This is a genomic window from Pedobacter sp. GW822-FHT03F06 (genome assembly GCF_058801365.1).
Window position 1 is genome coordinate 176,733 of the sequence record NZ_JBXANE010000005.1, and the last position, 24,173, is coordinate 200,905.

The 24,173-nt window shown below is 39.0% G+C and carries 24 protein-coding genes; 15 read left to right on the forward strand and 9 right to left on the reverse strand.

The annotated features are described in order from the left end of the window. The first annotated feature begins 26 nt into the window (after nt 1–26). Both AC1RJ8_RS10460 and AC1RJ8_RS10465 read left to right on the forward strand, forming a co-directional pair. Nucleotides 27–305, forward strand: a complete 279-nt coding sequence (locus tag AC1RJ8_RS10460; protein ID WP_492953761.1) for a hypothetical protein — start codon at nt 27–29, stop codon at nt 303–305. A 94-nt stretch (nt 306–399) separates the two neighbouring features. Beyond that, entirely contained in the window at nt 400–1,407 is a 1,008-nt protein-coding gene (locus tag AC1RJ8_RS10465) for a DUF3078 domain-containing protein (RefSeq protein ID WP_492953762.1), read from the forward strand. Nucleotides 1,408–1,409: 2 nt separating this feature from the next. Here AC1RJ8_RS10465 and AC1RJ8_RS10470 read toward each other — a convergent pair whose 3' ends face one another. Continuing rightward, on the reverse strand, nt 1,410–2,141 hold the full coding sequence (locus tag AC1RJ8_RS10470; protein WP_492953763.1) for an SIP domain-containing protein: 732 nt from the start codon (nt 2,139–2,141) through the stop codon (nt 1,410–1,412). Nucleotides 2,142–2,237: 96 nt separating this feature from the next. Here AC1RJ8_RS10470 and AC1RJ8_RS10475 point away from each other — a divergent pair, with 96 nt between their 5' ends. Beyond that, the gene (locus AC1RJ8_RS10475; protein WP_492953764.1) at nt 2,238–3,227 is read left to right on the forward strand and encodes a helix-turn-helix transcriptional regulator; all 990 of its coding nucleotides are present in this window, start codon (nt 2,238–2,240) and stop codon (nt 3,225–3,227) included. A gap of 56 nt (nt 3,228–3,283) precedes the next feature. Here AC1RJ8_RS10475 and AC1RJ8_RS10480 read toward each other — a convergent pair whose 3' ends face one another. Continuing rightward, entirely contained in the window at nt 3,284–5,707 is a 2,424-nt protein-coding gene (locus AC1RJ8_RS10480; RefSeq protein ID WP_492953765.1) for a DUF5916 domain-containing protein, read from the reverse strand. Between the two features lie 192 nt (nt 5,708–5,899). Here AC1RJ8_RS10480 and ffh point away from each other — a divergent pair, with 192 nt between their 5' ends. From ffh to AC1RJ8_RS10495, 3 genes are all read left to right on the forward strand, one after another. Next, a complete protein-coding gene (gene ffh, locus AC1RJ8_RS10485; protein ID WP_057930942.1) occupies nt 5,900–7,237 on the forward strand; it encodes a signal recognition particle protein in 1,338 nt (445 codons plus the stop codon). Between the two features lie 336 nt (nt 7,238–7,573). Beyond that, nucleotides 7,574–9,112, forward strand: a complete 1,539-nt coding sequence (locus AC1RJ8_RS10490; protein ID WP_492953766.1) for a YifB family Mg chelatase-like AAA ATPase — start codon at nt 7,574–7,576, stop codon at nt 9,110–9,112. 94 nt (nt 9,113–9,206) lie between these two features. After that, nucleotides 9,207–9,863 carry a SanA/YdcF family protein gene (locus AC1RJ8_RS10495; protein WP_492953767.1) on the forward strand — a complete coding sequence of 219 codons (657 nt, stop codon included), beginning with the start codon at nt 9,207–9,209 and terminating at the stop codon, nt 9,861–9,863. A 182-nt stretch (nt 9,864–10,045) separates the two neighbouring features. Here the strand turns inward: AC1RJ8_RS10495 and AC1RJ8_RS10500 are convergent, their stop codons facing one another. Further along, entirely contained in the window at nt 10,046–10,168 is a 123-nt protein-coding gene (locus tag AC1RJ8_RS10500) for a hypothetical protein (protein ID WP_492953768.1), read from the reverse strand. A 110-nt stretch (nt 10,169–10,278) separates the two neighbouring features. On the opposite strand from AC1RJ8_RS10500, the gene AC1RJ8_RS10505 reads away from it, so the two are divergent. The 3 genes from AC1RJ8_RS10505 to AC1RJ8_RS10515 all read left to right on the forward strand — a co-directional run bounded on the left by AC1RJ8_RS10505 (nt 10,279) and on the right by AC1RJ8_RS10515 (nt 12,061). After that, nucleotides 10,279–10,653 (forward strand): hypothetical protein, encoded by a 375-nt coding sequence (locus tag AC1RJ8_RS10505; RefSeq protein WP_230143069.1) that lies wholly within the window; start codon nt 10,279–10,281, stop codon nt 10,651–10,653. Between the two features lie 73 nt (nt 10,654–10,726). After that, nucleotides 10,727–11,296 carry a Crp/Fnr family transcriptional regulator gene (locus AC1RJ8_RS10510; protein ID WP_492953769.1) on the forward strand — a complete coding sequence of 190 codons (570 nt, stop codon included), beginning with the start codon at nt 10,727–10,729 and terminating at the stop codon, nt 11,294–11,296. A gap of 84 nt (nt 11,297–11,380) precedes the next feature. Continuing rightward, entirely contained in the window at nt 11,381–12,061 is a 681-nt protein-coding gene (locus AC1RJ8_RS10515; RefSeq protein WP_492953770.1) for a type 1 glutamine amidotransferase domain-containing protein, read from the forward strand. 52 nt (nt 12,062–12,113) lie between these two features. Here AC1RJ8_RS10515 and AC1RJ8_RS10520 read toward each other — a convergent pair whose 3' ends face one another. Next, nucleotides 12,114–12,368, reverse strand: a complete 255-nt coding sequence (locus tag AC1RJ8_RS10520) for a hypothetical protein (protein ID WP_477610512.1) — start codon at nt 12,366–12,368, stop codon at nt 12,114–12,116. 194 nt (nt 12,369–12,562) lie between these two features. On the opposite strand from AC1RJ8_RS10520, the gene AC1RJ8_RS10525 reads away from it, so the two are divergent. Further along, complete coding sequence (locus tag AC1RJ8_RS10525; RefSeq protein WP_492953771.1) at nt 12,563–13,945, forward strand: MBL fold metallo-hydrolase RNA specificity domain-containing protein; 1,383 nt, start codon at nt 12,563–12,565, stop codon at nt 13,943–13,945. Nucleotides 13,946–14,049: 104 nt separating this feature from the next. Here AC1RJ8_RS10525 and AC1RJ8_RS10530 read toward each other — a convergent pair whose 3' ends face one another. Together AC1RJ8_RS10530 and proB are read right to left on the reverse strand one after the other, a co-directional pair. Beyond that, entirely contained in the window at nt 14,050–15,297 is a 1,248-nt protein-coding gene (locus AC1RJ8_RS10530; RefSeq protein ID WP_492953772.1) for a glutamate-5-semialdehyde dehydrogenase, read from the reverse strand. Nucleotides 15,298–15,427: 130 nt separating this feature from the next. Beyond that, on the reverse strand, nt 15,428–16,507 hold the full coding sequence (gene proB, locus AC1RJ8_RS10535) for a glutamate 5-kinase (RefSeq protein WP_492953773.1): 1,080 nt from the start codon (nt 16,505–16,507) through the stop codon (nt 15,428–15,430). 243 nt (nt 16,508–16,750) lie between these two features. Between proB and AC1RJ8_RS10540 the strand changes: the two genes are divergently transcribed. The 5 genes from AC1RJ8_RS10540 to AC1RJ8_RS10560 all read left to right on the forward strand — a co-directional run bounded on the left by AC1RJ8_RS10540 (nt 16,751) and on the right by AC1RJ8_RS10560 (nt 21,958). Then, the gene (locus AC1RJ8_RS10540) at nt 16,751–18,901 is read left to right on the forward strand and encodes a S9 family peptidase (protein ID WP_492953774.1); all 2,151 of its coding nucleotides are present in this window, start codon (nt 16,751–16,753) and stop codon (nt 18,899–18,901) included. 123 nt (nt 18,902–19,024) lie between these two features. After that, nucleotides 19,025–19,477, forward strand: coding sequence for a hypothetical protein (locus tag AC1RJ8_RS10545; protein WP_492953775.1), 453 nt, complete (start codon nt 19,025–19,027; stop codon nt 19,475–19,477). A gap of 26 nt (nt 19,478–19,503) precedes the next feature. Next, nucleotides 19,504–20,736 (forward strand): M16 family metallopeptidase, encoded by a 1,233-nt coding sequence (locus AC1RJ8_RS10550; RefSeq protein WP_492953776.1) that lies wholly within the window; start codon nt 19,504–19,506, stop codon nt 20,734–20,736. A gap of 144 nt (nt 20,737–20,880) precedes the next feature. Continuing rightward, nucleotides 20,881–21,441 (forward strand): peptide deformylase, encoded by a 561-nt coding sequence (gene def / locus AC1RJ8_RS10555; protein ID WP_492953777.1) that lies wholly within the window; start codon nt 20,881–20,883, stop codon nt 21,439–21,441. A 4-nt stretch (nt 21,442–21,445) separates the two neighbouring features. Further along, nucleotides 21,446–21,958: a hypothetical protein gene (locus AC1RJ8_RS10560; RefSeq protein ID WP_492953778.1), complete on the forward strand. Its 513-nt coding sequence runs from the start codon at nt 21,446–21,448 to the stop codon at nt 21,956–21,958. A gap of 144 nt (nt 21,959–22,102) precedes the next feature. On the opposite strand, the gene AC1RJ8_RS10565 is transcribed toward AC1RJ8_RS10560, so the two are convergent. Genes AC1RJ8_RS10565 through AC1RJ8_RS10575 form a run of 3 tightly spaced genes read right to left on the reverse strand, consistent with a single transcriptional unit; the run spans nt 22,103 to nt 24,148 of the window. After that, on the reverse strand, nt 22,103–22,738 hold the full coding sequence (locus tag AC1RJ8_RS10565) for a peptidase associated/transthyretin-like domain-containing protein (RefSeq protein ID WP_057930958.1): 636 nt from the start codon (nt 22,736–22,738) through the stop codon (nt 22,103–22,105). 53 nt (nt 22,739–22,791) lie between these two features. Beyond that, nucleotides 22,792–23,037 (reverse strand): NifU family protein, encoded by a 246-nt coding sequence (locus AC1RJ8_RS10570; RefSeq protein ID WP_029274884.1) that lies wholly within the window; start codon nt 23,035–23,037, stop codon nt 22,792–22,794. A 34-nt stretch (nt 23,038–23,071) separates the two neighbouring features. Next, nucleotides 23,072–24,148: an Mrp/NBP35 family ATP-binding protein gene (locus AC1RJ8_RS10575; protein ID WP_492953779.1), complete on the reverse strand. Its 1,077-nt coding sequence runs from the start codon at nt 24,146–24,148 to the stop codon at nt 23,072–23,074. Nucleotides 24,149–24,173: the final 25 nt, after the last annotated feature.

Here is a 24,173-nt window from a genome sequence, read left to right on the forward strand (position 1 = left end):
TCGTTAAAAAACTCCCTGCAGCGGGCATGGCAGTCTTTCCATTTATCCTGTTAAAATCGCCGCGCTTTAAAAGCGATCCAATCATTATTAACCACGAAAAAATCCATTTACGTCAGCAGTTAGAATTGCTTATTTTCCCTTTTTATATTTTATATCTGGTTAACTACCTGCTTAATCTTATTAAATGCCGGAACCATGATTTAGCCTATCGCAACATTGTTTTTGAGCAGGAAGCGTATGACCATGAAAATGATTTAAAATACCTAAAAAACGGGAATTGGTACGGTTGGTTTAAAAAGATCTGAAACAATAGTTTTCAGCTCCGATTCAATTGTCAATCTGACAATCATTTTGTTAAATGCTTTTTATCTCTAAAATTTTTCTTTTTCTTTGTAGGTAATGAAGAACTGTTTAGCTGCCATAATCCTGATTCTAAGTTTCTGCTCTACCAAATTATATGCACAGGAAATTGATACTATTCCGATCAATACAAAAGACCTGAATATAAAGTTAAAGCGTAGTCCTTTACCGAGCAGACAAGGGCCATTAAACTTTGAACCCGTAAAAATTAAGCCCCTGGTTGTAAATGCCAAGATTAATTACTGGAAAACAAAAACCAACATCGGCATCAATGTTAACCAGGCTCAGTTCAGTAACAATTGGAAAGGTGGAGGTACCAACTCTGTGGCTGTTGGCGGGTTGTTAAACTGGAAAGCAGAATACAATAAAAACAGCTATAGTTATATCAGTGAAATTGTTTTGCAATATGGTAAAATCAAAAATAAAGACCAGTTGCAAAAGAAAACCAACGACCGTATTTTTTGGGACAATAAAGCCTCTTTCCAACTCTCCAAAAGCTGGTTCTTTTTTGGATCGGTAAGTTTTGAATCTCAGTTTGATAAAGGTTTCAGGTATTATAGGGATGGCAATGGAGACGAGCAGGCTGTTTTAATTTCTAAATTTATGGCACCAGGTTATTTAACCGAATCAATCGGTTTGGAGTATAAACCGGTTAAATATTTCTCTACCCGAATTGGTACAGGTACAGCCAGGCAGACTTTTGTACTCGATACCGCAGTTTACGAAAAAGATAAAAAGGAAGCTTATGCGGTAGAAAAAGGCAAAAAATTCAAAAATGAACTGGCTTTCCAAATTGTAAGTGCAATTGATAAAGATATTTTTACCAATACCAACCTGAAAGCCAGGTATGCCATGTTTATTCCATATCAGGAGTTTAAGCCCAGTAAAATCGACCACAGGCTGGATATTGCGCTAACAGCAAAAATCAACCGCTTTATGAACACCAGTTTAACAGGAGTATTGTTGTTCGATACCGATATGGATACGAACAAAATACAGGCCAACCAAACGCTGGCCCTTGGTTTTGGCTTTACCTTCCCTAGGTAGCGTTAACCGCCGCCAACTTTACCTATTTCCCAATATGGCATCGTAACAATCTGCTTAAAGCTTACGCCCCTTTGTTTTAGGTAACGTTTAAACTGCTGTACCGATTTTGCCCTTCCGGTTAAATAAAAAGTTGCATTCTGCCACATTTCCCAGCACATTGGGTGCATATTTTCCATCCAGTTGATCGCATTTTTTGCCGGGGCATTTACATCTGATGGTACGGTATCAATTAATAATTTAAGGTGCACAACCGAATTCAGGTTTTCTTCCTGAAGCTCCAGTACGCCAAAATATTCTACATCTTCTTCCATCACTTTTTTACCCAGCGATTCGTACAGGCCAAGGCTGGTTTCATCGCCAAAAAAGAAATGCTGGTTAGATTCTTCCTTATATTTAATCCGCGCACGGTCTAGAATAAGCCTTAAAGTGTCTCCTTTCTGAATGTTCACGGCAAGACTGTGCCCTGGCCCCTGTCTGTTTAAATAAAAGATAACCTCGCAGGTTTCGTTCATTTGATCAAAGGCAGATAGGGTATAGTGCCTGTACTCGTTGGCATTAACCCTAAACAGCACTTCCATTCCAGGAATAAATTTGGCATCGAAAAAATCGCCTTTAAAGGTAACGCACTTTAAGTTGCTGCTCAACATTTTAGTTTCTACAACTTCTACCTGATATATTTTATTGCTGATCACTTTTTCCATAGTATTGGCCAGCCATGATGGTATTTTTGGCATCGTATTCTTTTGTTTAGTAACTTTGAACAAAAGTAATTGTCTAACAAACGCATCTTTTTATACCAAAAGGATTAAAGTTTATATCAAAAGGATTTTATGGCTTTAAACATTTACGATGGTGATGATAAATACTATATTGTTGGTAACAAGTTCGACAATAACGAATTTAACCAGGCACTGGTAACCGAAAGAAGAGACAAATACAGCTTTCCCTTTGGCGATGCAGAGATTGTGGAGATCGCTTTTTCGGGTATTTACATTGTTTACGGCGATATGCTCGTGAAAAAGAGCCGCCTGCGCATTAAATCTTTTGATGAACCCGATATGGTTGAGCTTCATTTTTCAATTACAGGCGGTGGGATTATGGAAAATTACCTCACCAACAAACGCCTGGATATCAAAGCCAATCAGCATAATATTATTTATAGTCCTGATTTTGATGGGATGGCAGAATTTACGATAGGGGGGCCGCATAAATTTTTCGAGGTAAATTTCGAAAGATCACGTTTTGTTGATTTAACCAGCGAAAGCAGCACTTTGCTAAAAAACTTTGCCGAAAAAATCATGAACAACCGTTCGGTAGAGCTTTCATCAGAAAACCTGCCCATCAGCTTAGCCATGCACAGTTGTATAAATGATATTATGAACTGCCAGTTTACCGGTGGATTAAAGCTCTTATTCCTGCAATCTAAATGCCTCGAACTGTTGGCATTGCAAGCCCAGGCTTTTGAACTCGCAGCAAAAAAAACCGACACCCTCACCATTAAATCGTCTTACGATAAAGATCGCATTTATTATGCGCGAGAATACCTGTTAGCCAATGCCATCCATCCGCCATGTTTAACCGAACTGGCAAAGGTTGCAGGCATAAACGAATTTAAACTGAAACAAGGCTTTAAAGAGGTTTTCCAGAATACCGTTTTTGGCTATTTAAGCGATTATAAATTGATGCGGGCCAAAGAACTCCTGGCCGATAGTAGCAAAAATATCAAGAATATTTCCGACGAATTGGGCTATTCTTCCGTACAGCATTTCAGCAGTGCTTTTAGTAAAAAATTCGGTGTAAGCCCTGGCAAAGCACGGTAAGTCTAAGTCATATTTCCTAGCCTTGAGTTTAAACCCAAGGCTAGGAACACCTTAACTTATCCCTTTTTCCTTTTCTTCTTCAGATCGAGATAATCTACATAATATAAAACCTTCACCGAAAGGCTGTTATTCTGAGGAGCATTTAAAATCCCGCTTAGGTTTTTGTTGTAACGTTGCGTGTAAAAGGTATCATAAGTTTCGGCGGCATCCTTGTACGAAACGGAAAGAGTGCTGCCGGGTGCAAATTGCCAGGTATAAATCAAATCAATATTAAACACATTATAGTTTCTATCCATCCCGGTTAATGTTGGTCCTTGATAATCGGTTAAATGGCCATCAGGCTGAAGCAGGTAAAATTCTTTATTTCTTCTATCACTCCAATAATGCCTTAGCACAATGGTTAGTCCCATTAAGTTGGTAAAGGTGTATTTAGCATCAAATGAGTTTTCTACCGTTCTGCGGTCATATTTAGAGAAAATAGCTTGATCACCTTGTGCGGTTACCCAGTTTACATAATCGTAGTTTGGGTTAAAATTAAGGTCTAAACCAAAGGCAATCTTATCATTTAACCGCAGGTTCTGGAAAAAGTAAAAGTTGTATTGTTTACCGCCAAAAAGTTGCTGTTCAAAATAGCGTACATTTCCACCAAAATTATAGGCCTTGGCGCGGTTGGGATTTATATACAAAGCAACACCAAAATTTCCTGGCGCTTGATACATTTGTCCATTTCGGGCTTCGTAAAAGTCGTTCCCTTTTCTATCTACACTTAAATCAAACTCTGCCGACCATTGATTTTTAAATTGAACCCAATACCCTGTATTCGCACCTATTTTTTGATAAGCACTCGGTATTGCCCTGCGAGAATAATTTAGATTAAGCCAACTTTCAAATTGATTATACCATTTGCTTGGCTTGTATACGTTATAACCTATACCAATCCGCTGATCTAAAAAGTTGTTATTGGTAAAGAAACCCATATCTGACGGATCAAATTTATCATCAGCATATACCTGATTGTAGCTCCAGGTAAAATTGCCACTCTGTTTTCCAAACCGTAAGGTGTAGCTATAACCCGTGCTCGACTCTTCACCCCGTAAATAGCTCATTTTACCCCCGCCATTTACGAAATATTTATTGCCTTTATTGTTTAAATTGAAAAGCAGGGCACTCACATTGGCATCGTAAGCAGAACCTTGTCTAAGTACATTTGTATTGATAAACGTAGCCGAACTGTTGTTTTTTAACGACTGATCGAAAACCAGAATGTTATAATTGGTGAGGGGTTGCGTTTCTACCATACGAAGGTTACCCTGAGCATCCTCTACCTCAGTTTCCATGCTATTGGTAATGGCATTAAATATCCCAATACCCAGGCCTTTTGCTGTCCGTCCTGAAATTTTTGTGGCGTTTAATACCTTGGCTTCGGTTTGATCTTTTACAATTTTATCACTGCTGCCTACCCCGCTGTAATTATAATAAGATGGAATAGAACCGATACGCTTCGAATAAAACAGGTCACCTTTGTTAAACAATTCTGTTCCTTCTGTAAAAAACTGCCGGTTTTCATTAAATTTCACTTCAAAAGGAGTGAGGTTTAATATCCTGTTATCGGATTGCACCTGACCAAAATCGGGTACTAAAGTCATATCCAGCGTAAAACTGTTGTTGATTCCGTATTTAACATCCATCCCTCCATTAAACCGCGAAGTTGTGTTTTTTACCCCGGGCAAATTAACCGGATAATGGTTTACATAAGCTGAAATATATGGCGAAAAAGATAATCTTAACGGAGGTTTAACATCTTTTATTCCCATCCACAACCCTTCCTGATTGATAAAGCCATTTACTTTAGGGTCTACAAAATTCCAAAAGGTCTGTGTATTGCTCCGTTGTATCCTACGGCTAAAGTTTAAACCCCAGTTCTGGATATCCTTACTAGAGAAACGCAGGGCCGAATAAGGGATTTTCATTTCGCAGGTCCAGCCTTTATCATCAATTTTAACAGCACTTTCCCACACCGCGTTCCAGTTGGCATCTTCATCACCCACCTGCGAGTATTTGGCATCAAACTGAACACCGGCAGCCGTAACAAAAAAGCCATTTCCGTTCATCTTATCGTAAAAGGGGTCTACAATAATCGAAATGAAATCGGCGTTGCCAATATTATCCCTCGACACCAACTCGTGTGAAACACTGTCAGGGTGATCGTACATCCGGGCATAAACATAAATCGCAACATCATCATAAAGCACCTTCATTTCAGTACGCCGATCATGGGTTTCTATCTTTCCCGGATTTGGCCTGATCTGAATAAAATCAGTAGCAATTGGAACATTATTCCAACACTCATCATCTAAAATACCGTCTACTTTGGGGCTTTGCAGCGTTCTTTTTGCTTCTAGCTGGCGCTGTTTCGAAATATCCTGAGCTTGGGAGAAAGCACAAATAAATATAAAAAAAAGGAGGATACAGCGTTTCATTTGTTTAGGTTAGTTAGGTATAAGACTATACCTTAAGCAAAATGTTGCACCAAAAGAAAAATTTAATATTCATCTTCCTAAAGTTTTGACTTTGAGTTGCTAAGATTTACAAGCAAAATTTGATACATTTGCCTTTTATTAAAAACAACTAGCTTTTTGCCTTTCGGCATGAAGCTTTTAGCTTAAAAAAAGATGTTTGATAATTTACAGGACAAGCTAGACAGAGCATTTAAAGTACTAAAAGGACAAGGCAGCATTACGGAAATCAACGTGGCAGAAACCATGAAAGAAATTCGTAAAGCATTATTAGATGCCGATGTTAACTATAAAACAGCAAAAGCATTTACCGATGATGTGAGGCAAAAAGCTTTGGGGCAAAACGTGCTTACCGCGGTTTCTCCAGGTCAATTGCTTACTAAAATAATGAACGATGAACTTGCAGCCTTAATGGGTGGCGAAGTTACAGAGTTAGATACTAAAGCAAATCCTACCATCATCTTAATTGCGGGTTTAAATGGTGCGGGTAAAACTACCTTTGCAGGTAAGCTGGCTTTGCATTTAAAAGGTAAGGGTAAAAAACCTTTATTGGTTGCAGGCGATATGTACCGCCCCGCCGCTGTAGATCAATTGGAGGTTTTAGGAACCTCGGTTGGTGTTTCGGTTTACGCTAACCGTGCATCAAACGATCCTGTTGGCATTGCTTTAGAAGGTATTGCGCACGGTAAACAAAATGGAAATAACGTAATCATTATAGATACCGCAGGTCGTTTAGCGATCGACGAATCTTTAATGAACGAAATATCAGAAGTTAAGGCCAAAACGCAACCGCACGAAATTTTATTCGTTGTGGATTCGATGACAGGGCAGGATGCGGTAAATACAGCCAAAGTATTTAATGATCGTTTAGATTTTACAGGTGTTGTTTTAACCAAATTAGATGGCGATACCCGCGGTGGTGCGGCACTTTCAATTAAATCCGTCGTAAACAAGCCCATTAAATTTATCGGTACCGGCGAGAAAATGGAAGCACTTGATGTTTTCTATCCAGACCGTATGGCATCGCGTATTTTGGGCATGGGTGATGTGGTTTCACTTGTGGAACGTGCACAGATGCAGTTCGATGAGAAAGAGGCCGCAGAACTTCAGAAGAAAATCCGTAAGAATAAATTCGATTTCAACGATTTCTACAACCAGATTCAGCAGATCAAGAAAATGGGTAACATGAAAGACCTGATGGGCATGATACCGGGTGTAGGCAAAATGATGAAGAATGTAGATATCCAGGATGATGCCTTTAAATCAATTGAAGCGATTATCAACTCAATGACTCCGTTTGAAAAAGAAAACCCAGATAGTATTCAGCAAAGCCGCCGTTTACGTATTGCAAAAGGCTCGGGCAGCAAAGTAGAAGAAGTTACTAAGCTGATTAAGCAGTTTGAAGATATGCGTAAAATGATGAAGCAATTTTCTAACCCGGCAGCCGCAGCAGCAATGATGAAAGGTATGCCTAAAATGCCATTTGGCAGATAGTAGAGAGGTTTGAGGCAGAAGGTTTAGGGTGTAAGGTATAGTAGTTACGTCATGCTGAACTTGTTTCAGCATCTTTTAAAATAATACAAATCCCGATCAGTAATGGTTGGGATTTTTTGTTTTATTGGTTTTGGAAATGGGGGCTCAGTATTCCATAAGGGGGCCAGTCTTGCTTTCCCTGTCCCGACATAAAGTCCAATCAGGTTTATTTAACAGCGGGTCGTGGAACCGACTCGTTAATAGATACTAAAACTTGATCTTTTTTAAATAATCTGTATATTAGAATCAATATTCATCCCGAATAATTTACATCCAAATTTATTTTAATTAAAATCAATGCTTGTAAAAACATACGGGAGTGCTGTTTATGGCGTAAATGCACTAACCATAACAATCGAAGTGAATATTAGCGCGGGTACAAAATACTACATGGTAGGCCTGCCAGATAATGCGGTAAAAGAAAGTCTTCAACGTGTGGCCAGCGCCATTAATATTTCGGGATTCCGTATGCCGAAGCAGAAAATTGTAGTCAATTTAGCGCCTGCAGATATCAAAAAGGAAGGTTCATCCTACGATCTCCCAATAGCCATTGGTATTTTAGCAGCATCTGGACAAATCCCAAGTGATGAACTGGACGACTATTTCATCATGGGCGAACTCTCTTTAGACGGGACCATTCAACCCATTAAAGGTGCCTTACCAATCGCAATCCAAGCACAGCAAGATGGTTTTAAAGGTTTTATCTTACCGAAACAAAATGTTCGCGAGGCTGGCATTGTAAACGATTTAATTGCCTATGGTGTAGAAAACCTGGCTCAGGTAATTGCTTTCTTTAATAAGAGCGAAACACTGGAACAGGTTAAAATCAATACAAAAGAGGAATTCTTAAAAAACATCAATAATTACGAGCACGATTTTGCCGACGTTAAAGGCCAGGAAAATATTAAAAGAGCATTGGAAATTGCCGCAGCCGGTGGTCACAATGTTATTTTAATCGGTCCGCCAGGGGCAGGCAAAACCATGTTAGCCAAGCGCCTGCCAACTATCTTACCCCCTTTAAACTTAAATGAAGCTTTAGAAACCACAAAAATCCACTCCGTTGCCGGGAAACTTTCTGCTGCCGATGCTTTAATGACGATCCGTCCATACCGCTCCCCGCACCATACCATTAGCGATGTGGCTTTAGTGGGCGGGGGAATGAACCCACAGCCCGGAGAAATATCGCTGGCCCATAATGGTGTTCTCTTTTTAGATGAACTACCTGAATTTAAGCGTACCGTTTTAGAGGTAATGCGCCAACCTTTAGAAGACCGTAAGGTGGCCATAGCAAGGGCAAGGTTTTCGGTAGAATATCCTGCAAGTTTTATGCTGGTGGCCTCGATGAATCCTTGCCCATGTGGTTTTTACAATCATCCGGAGAAAGATTGTGTTTGCGCGCCAGGCGTAGTTCAAAAGTACCTGAGTAAAATATCCGGACCGCTTCTAGACAGGATTGACCTTCATGTAGAAGTAACGCCGGTTAATTTTACCGAATTAGCCTCCACAGCCAACACAGAACGAAGCAACCTCATTAGGGAACGTGTAATTAAAGCGAGGGAAATTCAGGACAAGCGTTTTCGCGATAAAGAAGAATTGCACTGTAACGCCCAAATGAGCCCGAAAATGGTGCGGAAGGTATGCCAGATCAGCGAAGCAGGCACTATTTTATTAAAAACAGCTATGGAAAGGTTGGGCTTATCGGCCCGTGCTTACGATAGGATTTTAAAAGTGGCCCGAACCATTGCCGATTTAGCCGAAAGCGAAAATGTAGAACTCGAGCATTTGGCCGAATCGATTAATTATAGGAGTTTGGATAGAGATGGCTGGGCAGGATAAAAAGATTTGAAGAAAATTAATTTTTAAAGACATGTGATAATCCGTTTTGCCTTTAACTATATTTAAGAGATAAATAATTACTACCGTTTAATCCATGAAGACTAAAAAAATCATAAAATTATTAATCTATGCCTCCTTATTGGGCATCATTGTAGTATTGGGCATAAATTTATTGATAAAATCTCAAACTGATCCGGTAATTTTTTCAAAAGAAAAAGACACGCCAGGAACCAAAGTAGCCATTATTTTTGGTGCAGGAATAAACAACAATAAGCCAAGCAAATACTTAAAAGATAGGCTCGATGCTGGCATAAAACTTTATAAAAACCATAAAATTGATAAAATTCTGTTATCTGGTGATAACGGTAGCGATGAGCATGACGAGTTAACGGTGATGAAACTTTATTGCTGTGAACATGGTGTTGATACCAATAAAATTTATCTTGATTATGCCGGCTTTGATAGCTACTCTACTTTATACAGGTCTAAATATATCTTTAATATTGATACAGCCATTCTGGTTTCACAAAAATATCATTTAAACCGGTGTATTAATATCGGGAATAAACTAGGCGTTAAGTCATATGGCTTTGCTGCCGATAAAGGCACGTATCAGGGTTACAAATATGCTTCTTTTAGAGAATATTTTGCCCTTGTAAAATCTACAATCGACTTAATGATTGGTAGAAAGCCTCATTTTTTAGGCGAAAAAATTGATATTAATGGTCCATCAAACTACACCAAAGAATAACATGAAATCCTCCATATTCTTATTGGTTTTATCTCTTTTACCTATACCTCATTCCAAAAAAAATAGCCATTCCGAGGTATTTTATTAAGTGAATCGCCAAAATATAGCATTAATTCAAAAAGGTTGAAATGTTAGACTTTATCAATGCCTAAATTGAACAAGGTCTTTTAAACTGAACAGTTTTACCATGCTAAATCTTTAATGCTAACTCCAGGATCCCCATTTAAAAAATTTTTACTGTCCGTTTTTTCAAAAACCAGCCAAAGCACTGTATTACAACATTTTAAATTTAAAAATAATTTCATTACACAAGATTTTAAAGGCCTATTCAGCCAATGGCAGCAATGCTTTGGCACAGTCGTTGTCATAGCTCTGTTACATTTATTACCTATTTAAAACTAAAAAAGTGAAAGAGATGAAAAAGACAGTTCAAATTTTCAGCATGCTTTTAATAGCATTAACCGTAATGGTATCATGTAAAAAAGATACCGATCCAGCAGATCGGGATTTCTTTGTGGGTACCTACAAAGGAACCGTTTCTTATCGGAGTGGAGAAACTACCATTAACAGTACTGATGGTAAAGTAACAGTAAGTAAAGTGGGCGAAACTTATAATTTTTACTTCGGCAACGGGATTCCTGATATTACAGGTGTAAAGTTTGAGAAAACAGGCGACAACAGTTATGTTAGTATTGGGTCAGGCTTAACCGGTATCAGTATTGATGCCAGTACCCTTAAAATTTTGGTTTCGAAAGATGGCCAAACCTGGACAGCCAATTGTACCCGATAACTCTTAATAAAATAAAAGCGCCAATTGGCGCTTTTATTTTATACCTATAATTCAGATTAGCTAAATTTATAGTATGAGTTTTGAATTAAAAGCACACCTCGAAGAAATCATCCCGCTTACTGATCAAGAATTTGAACCTATAATTGCCCATTTCAGGCTTAAAAAGCTCAAAAAACACCAATATTTGATCCAGGAAGATGAACCTGTAAAAAATATCTATTTCGTAATTAAAGGGCTTTTAAAAGCCACTTTCACCGATGCCAACGGCAAAGAATACATTATACAGTTTGCCATGGAAAACTGGTGGATCTCTGACTTCAGGGCTTTTTACAGCAATGTAAACTCAGTTACAAATATCAGCTGCTTAGAAGATGTAGAATTATTGGCCATTACCAAGGAGAACTTAGACAAAGTATGCGCTGAACACCATAAAATGGAGCATTTCTTCAGAGTGAAAAATAGCTTTGGTTATATTGCCTTACAACAACGGATTTTATCCCTGCTTAGCACAAGTCCTAAAGAACGCTTTGAGCAATTATCACAACAATATCCACAACTTACACAAAGGGTTTCTAAGACTATTATTGCAGCATACTTAGGCATTTCAAGGGAAACGTTAAGCAGGCTTTCTGCAAAAGTGTGATTTAGCGCACACCAAATATGTGACGCTAATCCTTTGCTGTTGAGAAATAGCACTATAATTTTGCTTTATAAATACATAAAAGATATGAACAAGAAAGTTTTATTCGTGCTTACAAGCCACGACGAATTGGGAAATACAGGTTTAAAAACAGGTTTTTGGTCAGAAGAGCTAGCCGCTCCCTATTATGCCTTAAGCGATAAGGGCATAGAAATTACATTGGCCTCACCAAAAGGTGGCCAACCACCCATTGACCCTAAAAGCGAAGATCCCACATTTCAAACCGATACCACGCGGAGAATGGATAAGGATGCTGTTCTATTGGATAAATTAAAAACCACCATTAAATTGGAAGATGTAAAAATGAGTGATTACGATGCGGTTTTTTATCCTGGTGGCCACGGACCACTTTGGGATTTAGCAGAAAGCACAACCTCACAACAACTCATAACCGAATTTTATACCGCCAATAAGCCAGTTGCTTTTGTATGTCATGCTCCGGGAGTGCTTAAAGATGTAAAGATAAATGGCGAATACCTGGTGAAAGAAAAAAATGTAACCGGATTTACCAATACTGAAGAAGAGGCCGTACAATTAACAAAAGTAGTGCCTTTCCTGGTTGAGGATATGTTGGTAAAAAACGGCGGGCATTACAGCAAAATCGCAGATTGGAATCCCTATGCTGTGGTTGACGGCTTGTTGATAACCGGACAAAATCCGGCCTCATCAGAAAAAGTTGCAGAAGAATTATTAAAGCTCCTTGCCTAAATTTAAATCCTCAACAAGGTTGGCTAAGCCTTTCCTTGTTGAGGATTCCTTATTATAGCTCGTCTTCTTCCTCGTCTTCAGGTTCAGGCACATACTTTTCAATGGCCTGCCCAATTGCATTTACTTCTTCGTCTTCCTCAAAAATCGGAAGTTCGGTTTTATAATCCATTTTTAGCCAGATAGATGAAGTATCCTTTTGAATCTGAATGTATTCTTTTCCATCTTTAAAAATGGTATACGAATCATTTCCTTCAGGAAAAACTGAATAATTAATTGGGCCGATTTCTATATCAAAAGGTTCTTGCATGGCGGATATTTTTCTTCAAAGATAAAAAATCTTTCGTTGCATAATTGCTGCCAATCTAAGCTTCCTGATAAAAATCGACATCGGTAATCGAGCGCATTTTAATATTCCATAATTAAAAAATTACTTCTTATTGTTTAAAAATCCCATCATTTATATTACTTTACGCCTAAAGAACTTACGCGAAAGATAAGAAGATGAAGTTAACGTTTTGGGGAGCAGCACAACAGGTAACAGGAAGTATGCACCTACTCGAAATTGGGCATTATAAAATACTGATAGATTGTGGATTAGATTATGAGAAGGAAACCTACCAGGAAGAAAACCAGCAATTCCCTTTCGATCCGGCAAGTATAAACCTCGTTATTTTAACCCATGCACATATCGATCACTCTGGCAATTTACCTACGCTGGTTCGCATGGGTTTTGATGGCCAGGTGCTCTGTACACCACCAACAGCCGACCTTACTTCGATATTATTATTCGATTCAGTAGAGCTTTTTCTAAGAAAAGCCAGTCGCAAACCCAGAACAAAACGCGGTAACTTCAGCGGTCCAAAACCACTATACCTGCACAAACATGTAATGGATACGATCGATCGTTTTGTAACCATTGCCTTTAACAAGCCTTTCAAGATCAACGGAGATATTAGCCTAACCTTTGTGCCTGTTGGCCATTTGCTTGGCGCTGCTGCAGCTATTTTAACCATCAATGACAATGGCATTGAGAAGAAAATTGCTTTTACAGGCGATATTGGTAGAGAGAACTACCCGGTATTGGTTAACCCTGAGCCGCTGCCAGAAGTTGACTATCTGGTAAGCGAAGCAACCTATGGCGGGAGGATGCACACCAAAGATCAGACCTTAGAGGAAAGATTGGTTCAGGAAATTACCGAAGCCTGCATTAAAAGCCCTGGACGATTGATTATTCCTGCATTTAGTATTGGCCGTACACAATCGTTGGTATTTGCCCTAAACCAGATCTTTACTAAAAAACTGTTGCCACCTATTCAGATTTTTGTAGATAGTCCCATGGCCATACAGGCTACCGAGGTTTACCGCAAACACCATAACCTGGTAAATCAGGAAGCGAAAGACTTTTACCAAACCATGGGTGATGAGTTTGAATTTGAGCATCTTGCTTATGTTCAAACGATGAAAGAAAGTAAAGATGTTTCCAATTATTTCGATCCCTGTATTATTATTTCTTCTGCAGGCATGTTAGAGGGCGGAAGGATTCAGGATCACTTGTACTATAACATTCAGAACTATTATTGCACCATTCTTTTTATCGGCTATTGTGCCAAAGGAACACTCGGTTACAAACTTTTGAGCGGAGCACCTATTGTACGCATTAAAGACCGGGAAATGATGGTTTACGCCACTATACACCAAACCGATCTGCTCAGTGGCCATGGCGATCACAATGATTTAGTGAAAACGATTAAACAGACAGGACAGCCCAAAAAAGTTTTCTTGGTTCATGGTGAAGATAAAAGTCTGCAAAGTCTTTCTTTAGCTTTACAAGAAGATGGCTTTAATGTTGCCGTGCCAGAAAGAGGAGAAGTGTTTGAGTTATAGGTTTGGCCGTTGATGGTCCATGGTTTTTTAGTCAATAGCTCAGGGGCTTATAAGCCATCAACCATGATCTATTAAACCATTAACCAAACATCTTCCATCAAACATTACCCCCTCACTTGCCCGTCACCCCGTACCACCCACTTATAGCTGGTTAATTCTTCCAAACCCATCGGACCGCGGGCGTGGAGTTTTTGCGTGCTAATGCCAATTTCGGCGCCCAAACCAAACTGTGCACCATCAGTAAATCCGGTAGAGGCATTGGCATAAACCGCAGCAGCATCTACTTCGTTTAAAAATTGGGCAATATTCGCAGCATCTTCAGAAATAATGGCCTCACTATGTTTAGAGCTATAATCTGCAATGTGGTTCAAAGCTTCAGTTAAATCAGCCACTACTTTAACCGCTAGTTTTAACGATAAAAACTCTGTACCAAAATGTTCAGGTTTAGCCTGGTTTAACAGTTGTGCAGGATATGAAGCTTTTAATAGCTCAAAACTTTTTTCATCAGCATAGAGCTCAACATTACCATCAGCCAAAGGAGATAAAAGCGCAGGAAGATCATCAAGCCGATTTTGGTTAATTAGCACACAATCCAGAGAATTACAAACACTTACCCTTCTGGTTTTCGCATTAAAAATAATCGCTTTCCCTTTCTCTAAATCACCCGTCGCGTCAAAATAAGTATGTACAATCCCTGCTCCGGTTTCAATAACGGGGATTTTACTGTTTTCGCGAACGTAGTTAATTAACGATTGACTACCCCGCGGAATTAAAACATCTACAAAACCTCTTGCATTTAACAAAGCTTCGGTTGCCGCTCTTTCCGTTGGCAGAAGTGTTAAAACATCAGGGTTAATTCCGTACATATCCAGTACGCCATGTATTACCCTCGCAATAGCCAGATTTGAAAATTCTGCATCACTTCCACCTTTTAGCACAGCTACATTTCCGGTTTTAAAGCAAAGTGAAAATACATCGGCAGTAACGTTAGGGCGGGCCTCGTAAATTACCCCAACCACTCCCAATGGCACGCTAATTTTTTGGATATGAAGCTGGTTTTCCAACGTTTTATCTGAAAGGATTTTACCTAACGGACTGTTTAAACTCGCAACATTTTTAAGATCGTTCGCAATATCTGCAATGCGTGCCGTACTAAGCTTCAGCCTATCGTATTTGGGGTCTTCGATAGGCATTTTTGCTAAATCTTTTATATTTTCAGCAAGAATTAATTCAGTATTGGCTACTAAAGCCGCAGCCAGATCTCTTAGAACTGCATCTGTTGTTTCTTTGCTCAGGCTAACTAAGGTACGACTTGCCTGCCTTGCTTTTTCGAAGTATTGTTTGTAATCCATTTTGTTAATTATTAACCGCAAAGCGCCAGGTTTTCGCAGAGAAACGCAAAGCTAGATGCGTTCTTTCATTTTATTCATATTGCCTCTGCGTTCTTTTGCGTCTTCTCTTTGTGTCCTTTGCGGTAAACCTTTAAATAGCCGAGTAAAAATAATCGTAATGTACCAGCGCTTTCTGTTTCTTTTGCCCAATGCGTTCTCTGGCTTTATCTGATCCGTATTCCGCGATTCCCAATCCGATCAGGTTATTTTTTTCGTCTATAATTTTAATAATATCGCCTTTTAAAAAGTCTGTCTGAATTTCGATAATCCCAACCGGCAGTAAACTGGTTGCTTTGCCGGAGGTTAATACCGTTTTTGCTCCATCATTTAATTTCACAACACCTGTTGCGGCAGTTTCTGAATGCGCAATCCATTTTTTCTTGCCCGATTTACTTTTTTCGGGCACAAAGCGCGTATGCACCAGTTCGTTGTTTAGCAAAGAAGTAAGCACATTGTCTTTCGTTCCATTAGCAATATGAACCGTGATGCCCAGTTTAGCCACCTTTTGCGCCATAGTCGATTTGGTAATCATTCCACCACGGCCAAATTGTGATTTACCCGTTTGGATAAAAGAAGCCAGATTAGCAACCGAACCATTAATTTCCTCAATAACAGCCGATCCTTCAATTTTCGGATCACCATTGTAGATTCCGTTTACATTCGATAGGATAATCAAGGCATCGGCATTTAACATCGAAGCAATTAATCCAGCCAGTTCATCATTATCGGTAAACATCAGCTCAGTAACCGAAACTACATCGTTTTCATTCACCACAGGGATTACCTCATTTTGAAGCAAAATCTGTAAGCAGTTTTTCATGTTTAAATAATGCGCCCGGTCGCGGAAATCTTCTTTGGTAACCAAAACCTGTGCACACTGAATTTCATGTGCTGCAAAAAAATTAGCGTAGGTATTGATCAGTTTAACCTGACCAATGGCCGCCAATAGTTGTCGGGTAGTTACGGCGTCTTGTTTTTCAGATACCCTGATCAAACTTCTGCCCGATGCTACCGCACCCGAAGAAACCAAAATCACCTCAATACCAAGTTTTTTTATATCGGCCAGTTGATTCACAAGATGTTTAATCCTTGCTTCATCAGGTAAACCATTCGCCTGTGTAATTACATTCGAACCAACTTTAACAACTATTTTTTTGTACCCTAATTTCATTATTATTTTCAAACAATTTGATGTGGCAATTTACCATCAATTTTTCTAATTAAGATGATTATCTATAGGCATAATGGATTTTTACAAAAATGGTAATGGGTTTGGCGTATGGCGCTAAGCGTTTGGGGCTGGGAGTTTGGAGTCAATTAAACGATTAACCTTTTCCCCCACTAATGAACCAATGACAAATGAACTATTGAACTAAATTATTTAAATTGCATTCAACCTAAATTTCAAACCACTATGAAACGTATCTTACCCAGCCTAATCGTACTCAGTGCAATTACGGCATGTAACAACCCTCAAAAGAAAGAAATGAAAGCAATTAAATGGCCCGACGCCAAGGCCCCTATAGCAGAGATTATTCCACATAAAAGAACAATACATGGAGATACCGTGATAGATAACTACTATTGGATGATCGATTATTTTAAAAAAGGTCCCGATAGTACAAAAGTTGTTGATTATTTAAAGGCCGAAAATGCCTACCTCAACACGATGATGAAAAGTACAGATCAATTTCAGGCCGATCTGTTTAAAGAAATGAAAGGTAGGATTAAAGAAAAAGATGAGTCTGTTCCTGTTTTCAAAAATGGCTATTTTTATTACACCAGAACCGAAGACGGGCAGCAATATTTTAAGTATTGCCGTAAAAAGGGGAGTTTATCCGCTTCGGAAGAGATATTATTAGATGTAGATAAACTGGCAAAAGGCCATGCCTATTATAGCGCAACCGGATTTAGTGTTAGTCCTGACAATAAACTTTTAGCCTTTGGTGTAGATCAGGTTTCTCGCCGCCAATACACCATTAATGTTAAAAATTTAGAAACTGGCGAAATGCTGAAAGATGTCATTACCAACACCGAAGGCGGGGTAGCATGGGCAAATGACAATAAAACATTTTTTTATACATCAAAAAATCCAGTTACACTATTAAGCGAAAAAATTAAAAAACACACGCTTGGCACCGATGCTAAAACAGATCCCATAGTTTATGATGAAAAAGACAACAGCAACTATATCGGTGTGATGAAATCGAAAAATGGCCGTTTTATTTTCATTGCTTCGCAGGGAACATTAACTACCGAACATAGAATGATTGATGCAGATCATCCAGAGGCCGCGTTTAAAGTATTTTCACCCCGCTCAAAAGATGTTTTATACGATATTTTAACCGTAGATGATAAGTTTTACATCATCACCAACTGGAATGCCAAAAATTTCCGTTTAATGCAATGCCCGCTGGATAAAACAGAAAAAGAAAACTGGAAGGAGGTTATTCCAAACCGCAAGGATGTTCTACTCGAATATGGAGAGGAATTTAAGGATCATCTCGTGTTATCGGAACGTAAAAATGGCTTGACCGAGCTGCGCGTACTGAAGAAAAATGGTAGCGATTATTATATTAAGTTCGATGAACCTGTTTATGCTGCCGGTGTTGGCGCAAATCCAGAGTACAACAGCAAAACACTGCGTTATTCGTACACCTCTTTAACCACACCAAACTCAGTTTACGATTACGACCTGGAGAAAAAGGATAAAAAACTAATGAAACAACAGGAAGTTGTTGGCGGTTACGATCCAAAAGATTACACAACAGAACGTGTTTTCGCTACGGCAAAAGATGGCACAAAAATCCCAATTGCTTTGGTTTACAAAAAAGGCTTTAAAAAGAACAGCAACGCTCCATTATTACTTTATGCGTATGGATCTTATGGATCGAGCACTGATGCAAACTTCTCTTCGCCAAGGTTAAGCTTGTTAAACCGCGGCTTTGTTTTCGCTATTGCCAACATCCGCGGTGGACAGGAAATGGGGCGCCAGTGGTATGAAGACGGTAAACTGATGAAAAAGAAAAACACCTTTACCGATTTCATTGCGGCGGGAGAGTACCTGATTGATCAGAAATACACATCAAAAGGCCATTTATATGCACATGGAGGTAGCGCGGGTGGTTTATTGATGGGCGCGGTTGCTAATATGGCACCCGATTTATGGAACGGTATTATTGCTGATGTTCCTTTTGTAGATGTAATTAATACCATGCTGGATGAAAGCATTCCATTAACCACCAACGAGTTCGATGAGTGGGGCAATCCGAAACAAAAAGCAGCTTACGATTATATGAAAAGCTACTCTCCTTATGAAAATGTAGAGAAAAAAGCTTATCCGAATATGCTGGTTACTACAGGCTTACACGATAGCCAGGTGCAATATTTCGAACCGGCCAAATGGGTAGCCAAATTAAGGGCAACCAAAACCGACAAAAATGTATTATTGCTTAAAACCAATATGGAATTTGGACATGGCGGCGCATCGGGCCGTTTCGATTATTTAAAAGATGTTTCGTTACGCTGGGCGTTTTTATTCTCGCTGGAGGGGATAACAAAATAATTTTTTACTCGGTTCGTCATTCCCAACTTGATTGGGAATCTTAAAGCTGGCTGCATTAAGATTCCCGCCTGCGCGGGAATGACGACCATCCTTTTTAAAATTTAAATCAAGCTAAAATCCACAATGAATACCAAACTAAAAACACTCCAGATTATCCACCTTGCTTTATGCTCAGGCGTTTTCCTCTTTGCATTAGTAACCATTTTCCTCAACCGCGAAATCATGTTTTTTGATGCCAATCCTAAAACTACTTCACCTTTTAACCCGATATTTCCGATTATGGGATTGATTACCATCTCGGCGAGCATCTTCTTTTACAGAAACTTAATGGCAAAAATCGACAAAAATGCTCCTGCCGATACCAAGATTAATATGTATCAAAGTGCGTTTATCATTAGTTCGGCAATGTTAGAAGGGGGGGCTCTTTTCAATATTGTTGGTTTTTTTATGACACATAATTCATTCTTTTTAATATTCGGTGCAGCAAATTTTATTTTTTTGGTACTCAAAAGGCCAACTAAGGATAAATTGATTTCCGCTTTACAATTGCAATACCCAGATACAGAGGCTTTGTAAGCAATTAGCCTTATCTTTGCCCCTCAATGGAATACAATGTTCACACTTTGCCAAACGGCATACGCTTATTGCATGTGCCCTCGGCCTCTGCCATATCTCACGCATGCATCATCGTTAACACAGGATCGCGCGACGAGCCTGAAAACAAAGCGGGTTTAGCACACTTTATTGAGCATCTGATTTTTAAGCGCACCAAAAAACGGAGCACCAACCAGATTTTAAACCGCCTAGAGAGTGTGGGGGCAGATTTAAATGCCTATACTACTAAAGAATATACCTGTGTGCACGCTTCTTTTTTAAATCCATACCTTGATCGGACACTAGATCTTTTCAATGATATTATATTCCACTCTACCTTCCCTGAAGAGGAAATGGATAAAGAGAAAAGTGTAATCCTGGATGAAATTTCTTCTTACCTCGATCAACCGGAAGAAGCCATTAATGATGACTTTGAGGATATGCTTTTCGCTGGCCATGCACTTGGCAACAACATTTTGGGCACAACCGAATCCGTTCAGCATTTTACCAGGGAAGATGTAATCAATTTCAGGAAGGCCAATTACCGCACAAACGAAATTGTGGTGGCCGTTTTAGGCAATTACACCTTAAATAGTGTTGTAAATAAAGGGAGCAAACATTTCGCAGCTGTTGAAGAGAATAATCCAAGCAAAGAAAGGCTTAAACCGGGTATAATAGCACAAAACAATACGACTATCTATAAGCCGATTATGCAGGCACACTGTATTTTAGGCAGGCAGGCATATTCTACCTACCAATCGCAAAAGGTACCTTTAATGCTGTTGAATAATTATTTTGGTGGTAATGGCATGAGTTCGGTATTAAATCTACAGATCAGAGAAAAATATGGGATTGCCTATACCATCGAGTCCAATTTTTCTCCATTAAGCGATACAGGTATTTTTTCCATTTATTTCGGAACAGATAAAGAAAAACAAGCCAAAGCACTCTCTTTAATCTTTAAGGAGATCAAAAAGCTCAGAGAACATCCTTTAAATGAATTGCAGTTACAAAAAGCCAAGAACAAATTTATCGGTCAGATTGCTTTAGGAGAAGAAAACAGGATCGGTTTAATCATTTCAATGGCCAAAAGCCTGATCGACCACAACAAAATCGATTCTCTGGAAACTGTTTTTGAGAAAATTAATGCGGTTACCACCAAGCAAATGGCAGATGTTGCCAACGAGATTTTAGATATTGAGCAACTGAACATCTTTACTTTCTGCCCAATAGAGGAATAATTCTTATTTTTGTAAGTCAAAACCACTCGTTTTGTCATCCTGAGCTTGTCGAAGGACTTAACTATAGGTCTTCTACAAGCTCAGACTGACAGCGATTTATAATAATTAATAAGTTCAGATCTAGATCTGAAAAAATATAATACAATGAAATTACCAATAGTAGCTTACGGCGATCCTGTTTTAAAAAAGGTAGGAACCGATATCGATAAAGATTATCCAGGATTAAAACAATTAATCAGCGACATGTTCGACACCATGTATTATGCAAATGGCGTGGGCTTGGCTGCTCCTCAGGTTGGTTTGCCAATCCGTTTATTTATTGTAGATACAGGTGAAGATGAAGACGGGAAACCAGGTTATAAAAAAGTATTTATCAATGCAGAAATTTTGGAAGAAACGGGTGAGGCCTGGAGTTTTAACGAAGGCTGCTTAAGTATTCCTGATATCCGCGAAAACATTATGCGCAAGCCGAACGTTAAAATCACCTATTTTGATGAAAACTGGGTAGAGCATACTGAGGATGTAGACGGAATGCCTGCACGCGTAATCCAACATGAATACGATCATATTGAAGGAAAATTATTTACCGATAAAGTAAGTGTTCTTCGAAAAACCATGCTTAAAAGCAAGTTGGATGCGATTTCGAAAGGAAATATCAAAACAGATTACAAAATGAAGTTTCCGAATAAAAGTAAGAAAAGATAATGCCATGAAAAGTTGTTGGCAGTTATTGAGCAAAGGTTGCTTCGTTATCTTTACGATCGTCAGCTTGATTAGCTGCCAACAAACAAATTCGCCCAGCCCCCAATACAGCTATGATAATGGGCCAGAAATCGACACTTCCTACATTGCAATAATCCCCTTCGAAAAAAACACTGCTTTTAGAAAGCCCGCTCAGTTGACCTCAACTGATCTAAAAGAAATAGATAAAATTCTATTAAAATTTGCTGAAGATTATAATAAGCATATCCTAAGTTTACTTTCGCCTAACGACGACAAAAAGAACTTTCTACTAAATCTTAAAGATTACAAACGCCAATACACACCAACAACCAATAGCAAAGGAGAAAAGGAAGTTGTAATTTATTGCATGTGCCACTCTTTTAATGTTGACTGGAAAAAAGAAAGAATAGATGTTCAAGATGGAGGTAAATGCTACTTTATGTTAAAACTAAACCTTAAAACAAAGGATTTCGAGAGTTCCGTTAATGGAGAGGCTTAGTAGATCGATGGTGATCCGATGGATTTTATATGTAAACATTTACATTTCACTTCAGTCGAGATGACGCCCCTATGAAACTAATTCTTTTATTGAAAGAGATGGTTCTGCATCCAAGACTAAGGACTCCGGACTTAAGACTCCAGACTAATTCGTCCTACTCTTATCCCCATCAAAAATCTGCTGCATTAGCTTGCCCCATGCGAAAGGATTAAGCAGGGGATTAGTTTGCACCATGTTCTTATTGACCATCCTATCAAAATTATACCGGTAATTCTGACTTCCGATTTCTTGTCCGTCGCGTGGCAAGGTTTGAATTAATCCATCAATTGAGGAGCGTGAAAGGTTCTTTTTGGCTATGGCCATATCATCATCCGCCAGTTTCATTGATAAAAACTCGCGGGTAAATTCTTCTGTTGTTGCCCATGGAAAAACACGCACCGACGGTAAATCGATCACATTGGCTTTCAGTTTCACCATAATGGTATACTTGCTATCCGGTGTACTTTCTGGAATTACTGTAGAAAATTTCTTGTAACCAATGGCGGTGAACAAGATGGTATCGCCAGGATTTACAATGAAGGTAAAATACCCTCTATAATCAGCACCAACCCTTTTGCTTTTGGCTGAAAGATTGGTGATGGTAACATAAGGAATCACGTTTGAGCTATCGATATCGGTAATAATCCCAGAAAATTGAATAAGTTTATCCTGTGCCGGCTTTTGTTGTGCAAAAGCGGTTACAGAAAAAATAAGGCAAATTAGGGCAACACAATATCTCATTAAGACAAAAGTAATTTTATTAATAAAACTTCCTTGTTAAATAGTGTTAAAGCTTAATCTTGCTCGGCCATGTTAACGGCAACTACCGAAGTGATCTGAGGAACGGCTTTCATAATGGCCTGTTCGATACCAGATTTCATAGTCATGAAACTCATCGGGCAAGAACCGCAGTTGCCTAAAAGTTTAAGCTTTACCGTTCCTTCAGATGTAATTTCTTCAACAGAAACATCACCTCCATCAGCTTTTAAATATGGCCTGATAGTTTCCAATGCCTGTTCTACTTGTTCTGTTAAATTCATTATATATATTTTAATTTATAAAAATAGTAAATTTTTAGCAATTCACCATTTGCGCATTGTTGATGGATATTTGTTGGGCAATTTTACTTGCAATGTCTCCAAATATAACATCCAGCAAAGGATTTTGGTTTAATGCAACCGGTTTCCCTTTATCGCCAGCTTCCGAAATGCTCTGGATAATTGGAATTTCGCCTAAAAACGGCACATCAAAACGTGCTGCAAGCTCGGTACCACCACCTTTTCCGAAGATATAATATTTATTCTCCGGCAATTCTGCTGGTGTAAAATATGACATGTTTTCTATAACACCTAAAATCGGGATATTAATTCCCGGCATCCTGAACATGGCTAAACCTTTATGAGTATCAGCCAGGGCAACCTGTTGAGGTGTAGTAACTACAACCGCGCCCGAAATTGGGAAACTCTGCGTGATGGTGATGTGGATATCGCCGGTTCCCGGTGGAAGATCTACGATCAGATAGTCCAGTTCTCCCCAGTTGGTATCGTTAAACAATTGTTTTACTGCGTTGGATGCCATTGGTCCGCGCCATGGCACTGGTTGGCCGGGATCAGCAAAAAAGCCTAATGATAATAACTTGATCCCGTATTTTTCGATCGGTAAAATTTTGGTTTTACCATCGGCAGTTTCTTCAGCGCCCGGCTTGGCATCAACCAGATCGAACATGGTGGGTACCGAGGGCCCATAAATATCGGCATCGATAAGACCAACTTTGGCGCCATCTTTAGCCAATACAACTGCCAGGTTACTTGCTACTGTAGACTTACCAACTCCTCCTTTTCCAGATGAAACCAAAATGATGTTTTTGATGTTATCTAACGATGATGAATTGCTTGGTTGGGTAACCCTCGAAGTTACATTGATGATTACCGCTGCAGTTGGCGATACAAAATGCTTGATGGCATTTGTACAGGCATTTTTCAGCATTTCTTTCATCGGACATGCTGGCGTAGTAAGCTCTAATGTAAAATTGACCTGGTTATCTTTAATCTGTAAATCTTTAATCATGTTTAAAGTAACCAGATCTTTTTTAAGATCGGGATCTTCAACATTTTTAAGCGCATCTAAAACTTGTTGCGGGCTAATCTGCATGGTATTAATTTAAATTCAAAATTAA

Coding starts and splice junctions, on each gene's coding strand:
- AC1RJ8_RS10575 (WP_492953779.1), bottom strand. CDS start 24,148: ATGCAGATTAGCCCGCAACAAGTTTTAGATGCGCTTAAAAATGTTGAA.
- AC1RJ8_RS10465 (WP_492953762.1), top strand. CDS start 400: ATGAAGAACTGTTTAGCTGCCATAATCCTGATTCTAAGTTTCTGCTCT.
- AC1RJ8_RS10475 (WP_492953764.1), top strand. CDS start 2,238: ATGGCTTTAAACATTTACGATGGTGATGATAAATACTATATTGTTGGT.
- AC1RJ8_RS10525 (WP_492953771.1), top strand. CDS start 12,563: ATGAAGTTAACGTTTTGGGGAGCAGCACAACAGGTAACAGGAAGTATG.
- AC1RJ8_RS10490 (WP_492953766.1), top strand. CDS start 7,574: ATGCTTGTAAAAACATACGGGAGTGCTGTTTATGGCGTAAATGCACTA.
- AC1RJ8_RS10480 (WP_492953765.1), bottom strand. CDS start 5,707: ATGAAACGCTGTATCCTCCTTTTTTTTATATTTATTTGTGCTTTCTCC.
- AC1RJ8_RS10520 (WP_477610512.1), bottom strand. CDS start 12,368: ATGCAAGAACCTTTTGATATAGAAATCGGCCCAATTAATTATTCAGTT.
- AC1RJ8_RS10570 (WP_029274884.1), bottom strand. CDS start 23,037: ATGAATTTAACAGAACAAGTAGAACAGGCATTGGAAACTATCAGGCCA.
- AC1RJ8_RS10505 (WP_230143069.1), top strand. CDS start 10,279: ATGAAAAAGACAGTTCAAATTTTCAGCATGCTTTTAATAGCATTAACC.
- AC1RJ8_RS10550 (WP_492953776.1), top strand. CDS start 19,504: ATGGAATACAATGTTCACACTTTGCCAAACGGCATACGCTTATTGCAT.
- AC1RJ8_RS10495 (WP_492953767.1), top strand. CDS start 9,207: ATGAAGACTAAAAAAATCATAAAATTATTAATCTATGCCTCCTTATTG.
- AC1RJ8_RS10530 (WP_492953772.1), bottom strand. CDS start 15,297: ATGGATTACAAACAATACTTCGAAAAAGCAAGGCAGGCAAGTCGTACC.
- AC1RJ8_RS10515 (WP_492953770.1), top strand. CDS start 11,381: ATGAACAAGAAAGTTTTATTCGTGCTTACAAGCCACGACGAATTGGGA.
- AC1RJ8_RS10510 (WP_492953769.1), top strand. CDS start 10,727: ATGAGTTTTGAATTAAAAGCACACCTCGAAGAAATCATCCCGCTTACT.
- AC1RJ8_RS10500 (WP_492953768.1), bottom strand. CDS start 10,168: ATGAAATTATTTTTAAATTTAAAATGTTGTAATACAGTGCTTTGGCTG.
- AC1RJ8_RS10540 (WP_492953774.1), top strand. CDS start 16,751: ATGAAACGTATCTTACCCAGCCTAATCGTACTCAGTGCAATTACGGCA.
- proB (WP_492953773.1), bottom strand. CDS start 16,507: ATGAAATTAGGGTACAAAAAAATAGTTGTTAAAGTTGGTTCGAATGTA.
- AC1RJ8_RS10565 (WP_057930958.1), bottom strand. CDS start 22,738: ATGAGATATTGTGTTGCCCTAATTTGCCTTATTTTTTCTGTAACCGCT.
- AC1RJ8_RS10460 (WP_492953761.1), top strand. CDS start 27: ATGGCAGTCTTTCCATTTATCCTGTTAAAATCGCCGCGCTTTAAAAGC.
- AC1RJ8_RS10470 (WP_492953763.1), bottom strand. CDS start 2,141: ATGCCAAAAATACCATCATGGCTGGCCAATACTATGGAAAAAGTGATC.
- AC1RJ8_RS10560 (WP_492953778.1), top strand. CDS start 21,446: ATGAAAAGTTGTTGGCAGTTATTGAGCAAAGGTTGCTTCGTTATCTTT.
- ffh (WP_057930942.1), top strand. CDS start 5,900: ATGTTTGATAATTTACAGGACAAGCTAGACAGAGCATTTAAAGTACTA.
- def (WP_492953777.1), top strand. CDS start 20,881: ATGAAATTACCAATAGTAGCTTACGGCGATCCTGTTTTAAAAAAGGTA.
- AC1RJ8_RS10545 (WP_492953775.1), top strand. CDS start 19,025: ATGAATACCAAACTAAAAACACTCCAGATTATCCACCTTGCTTTATGC.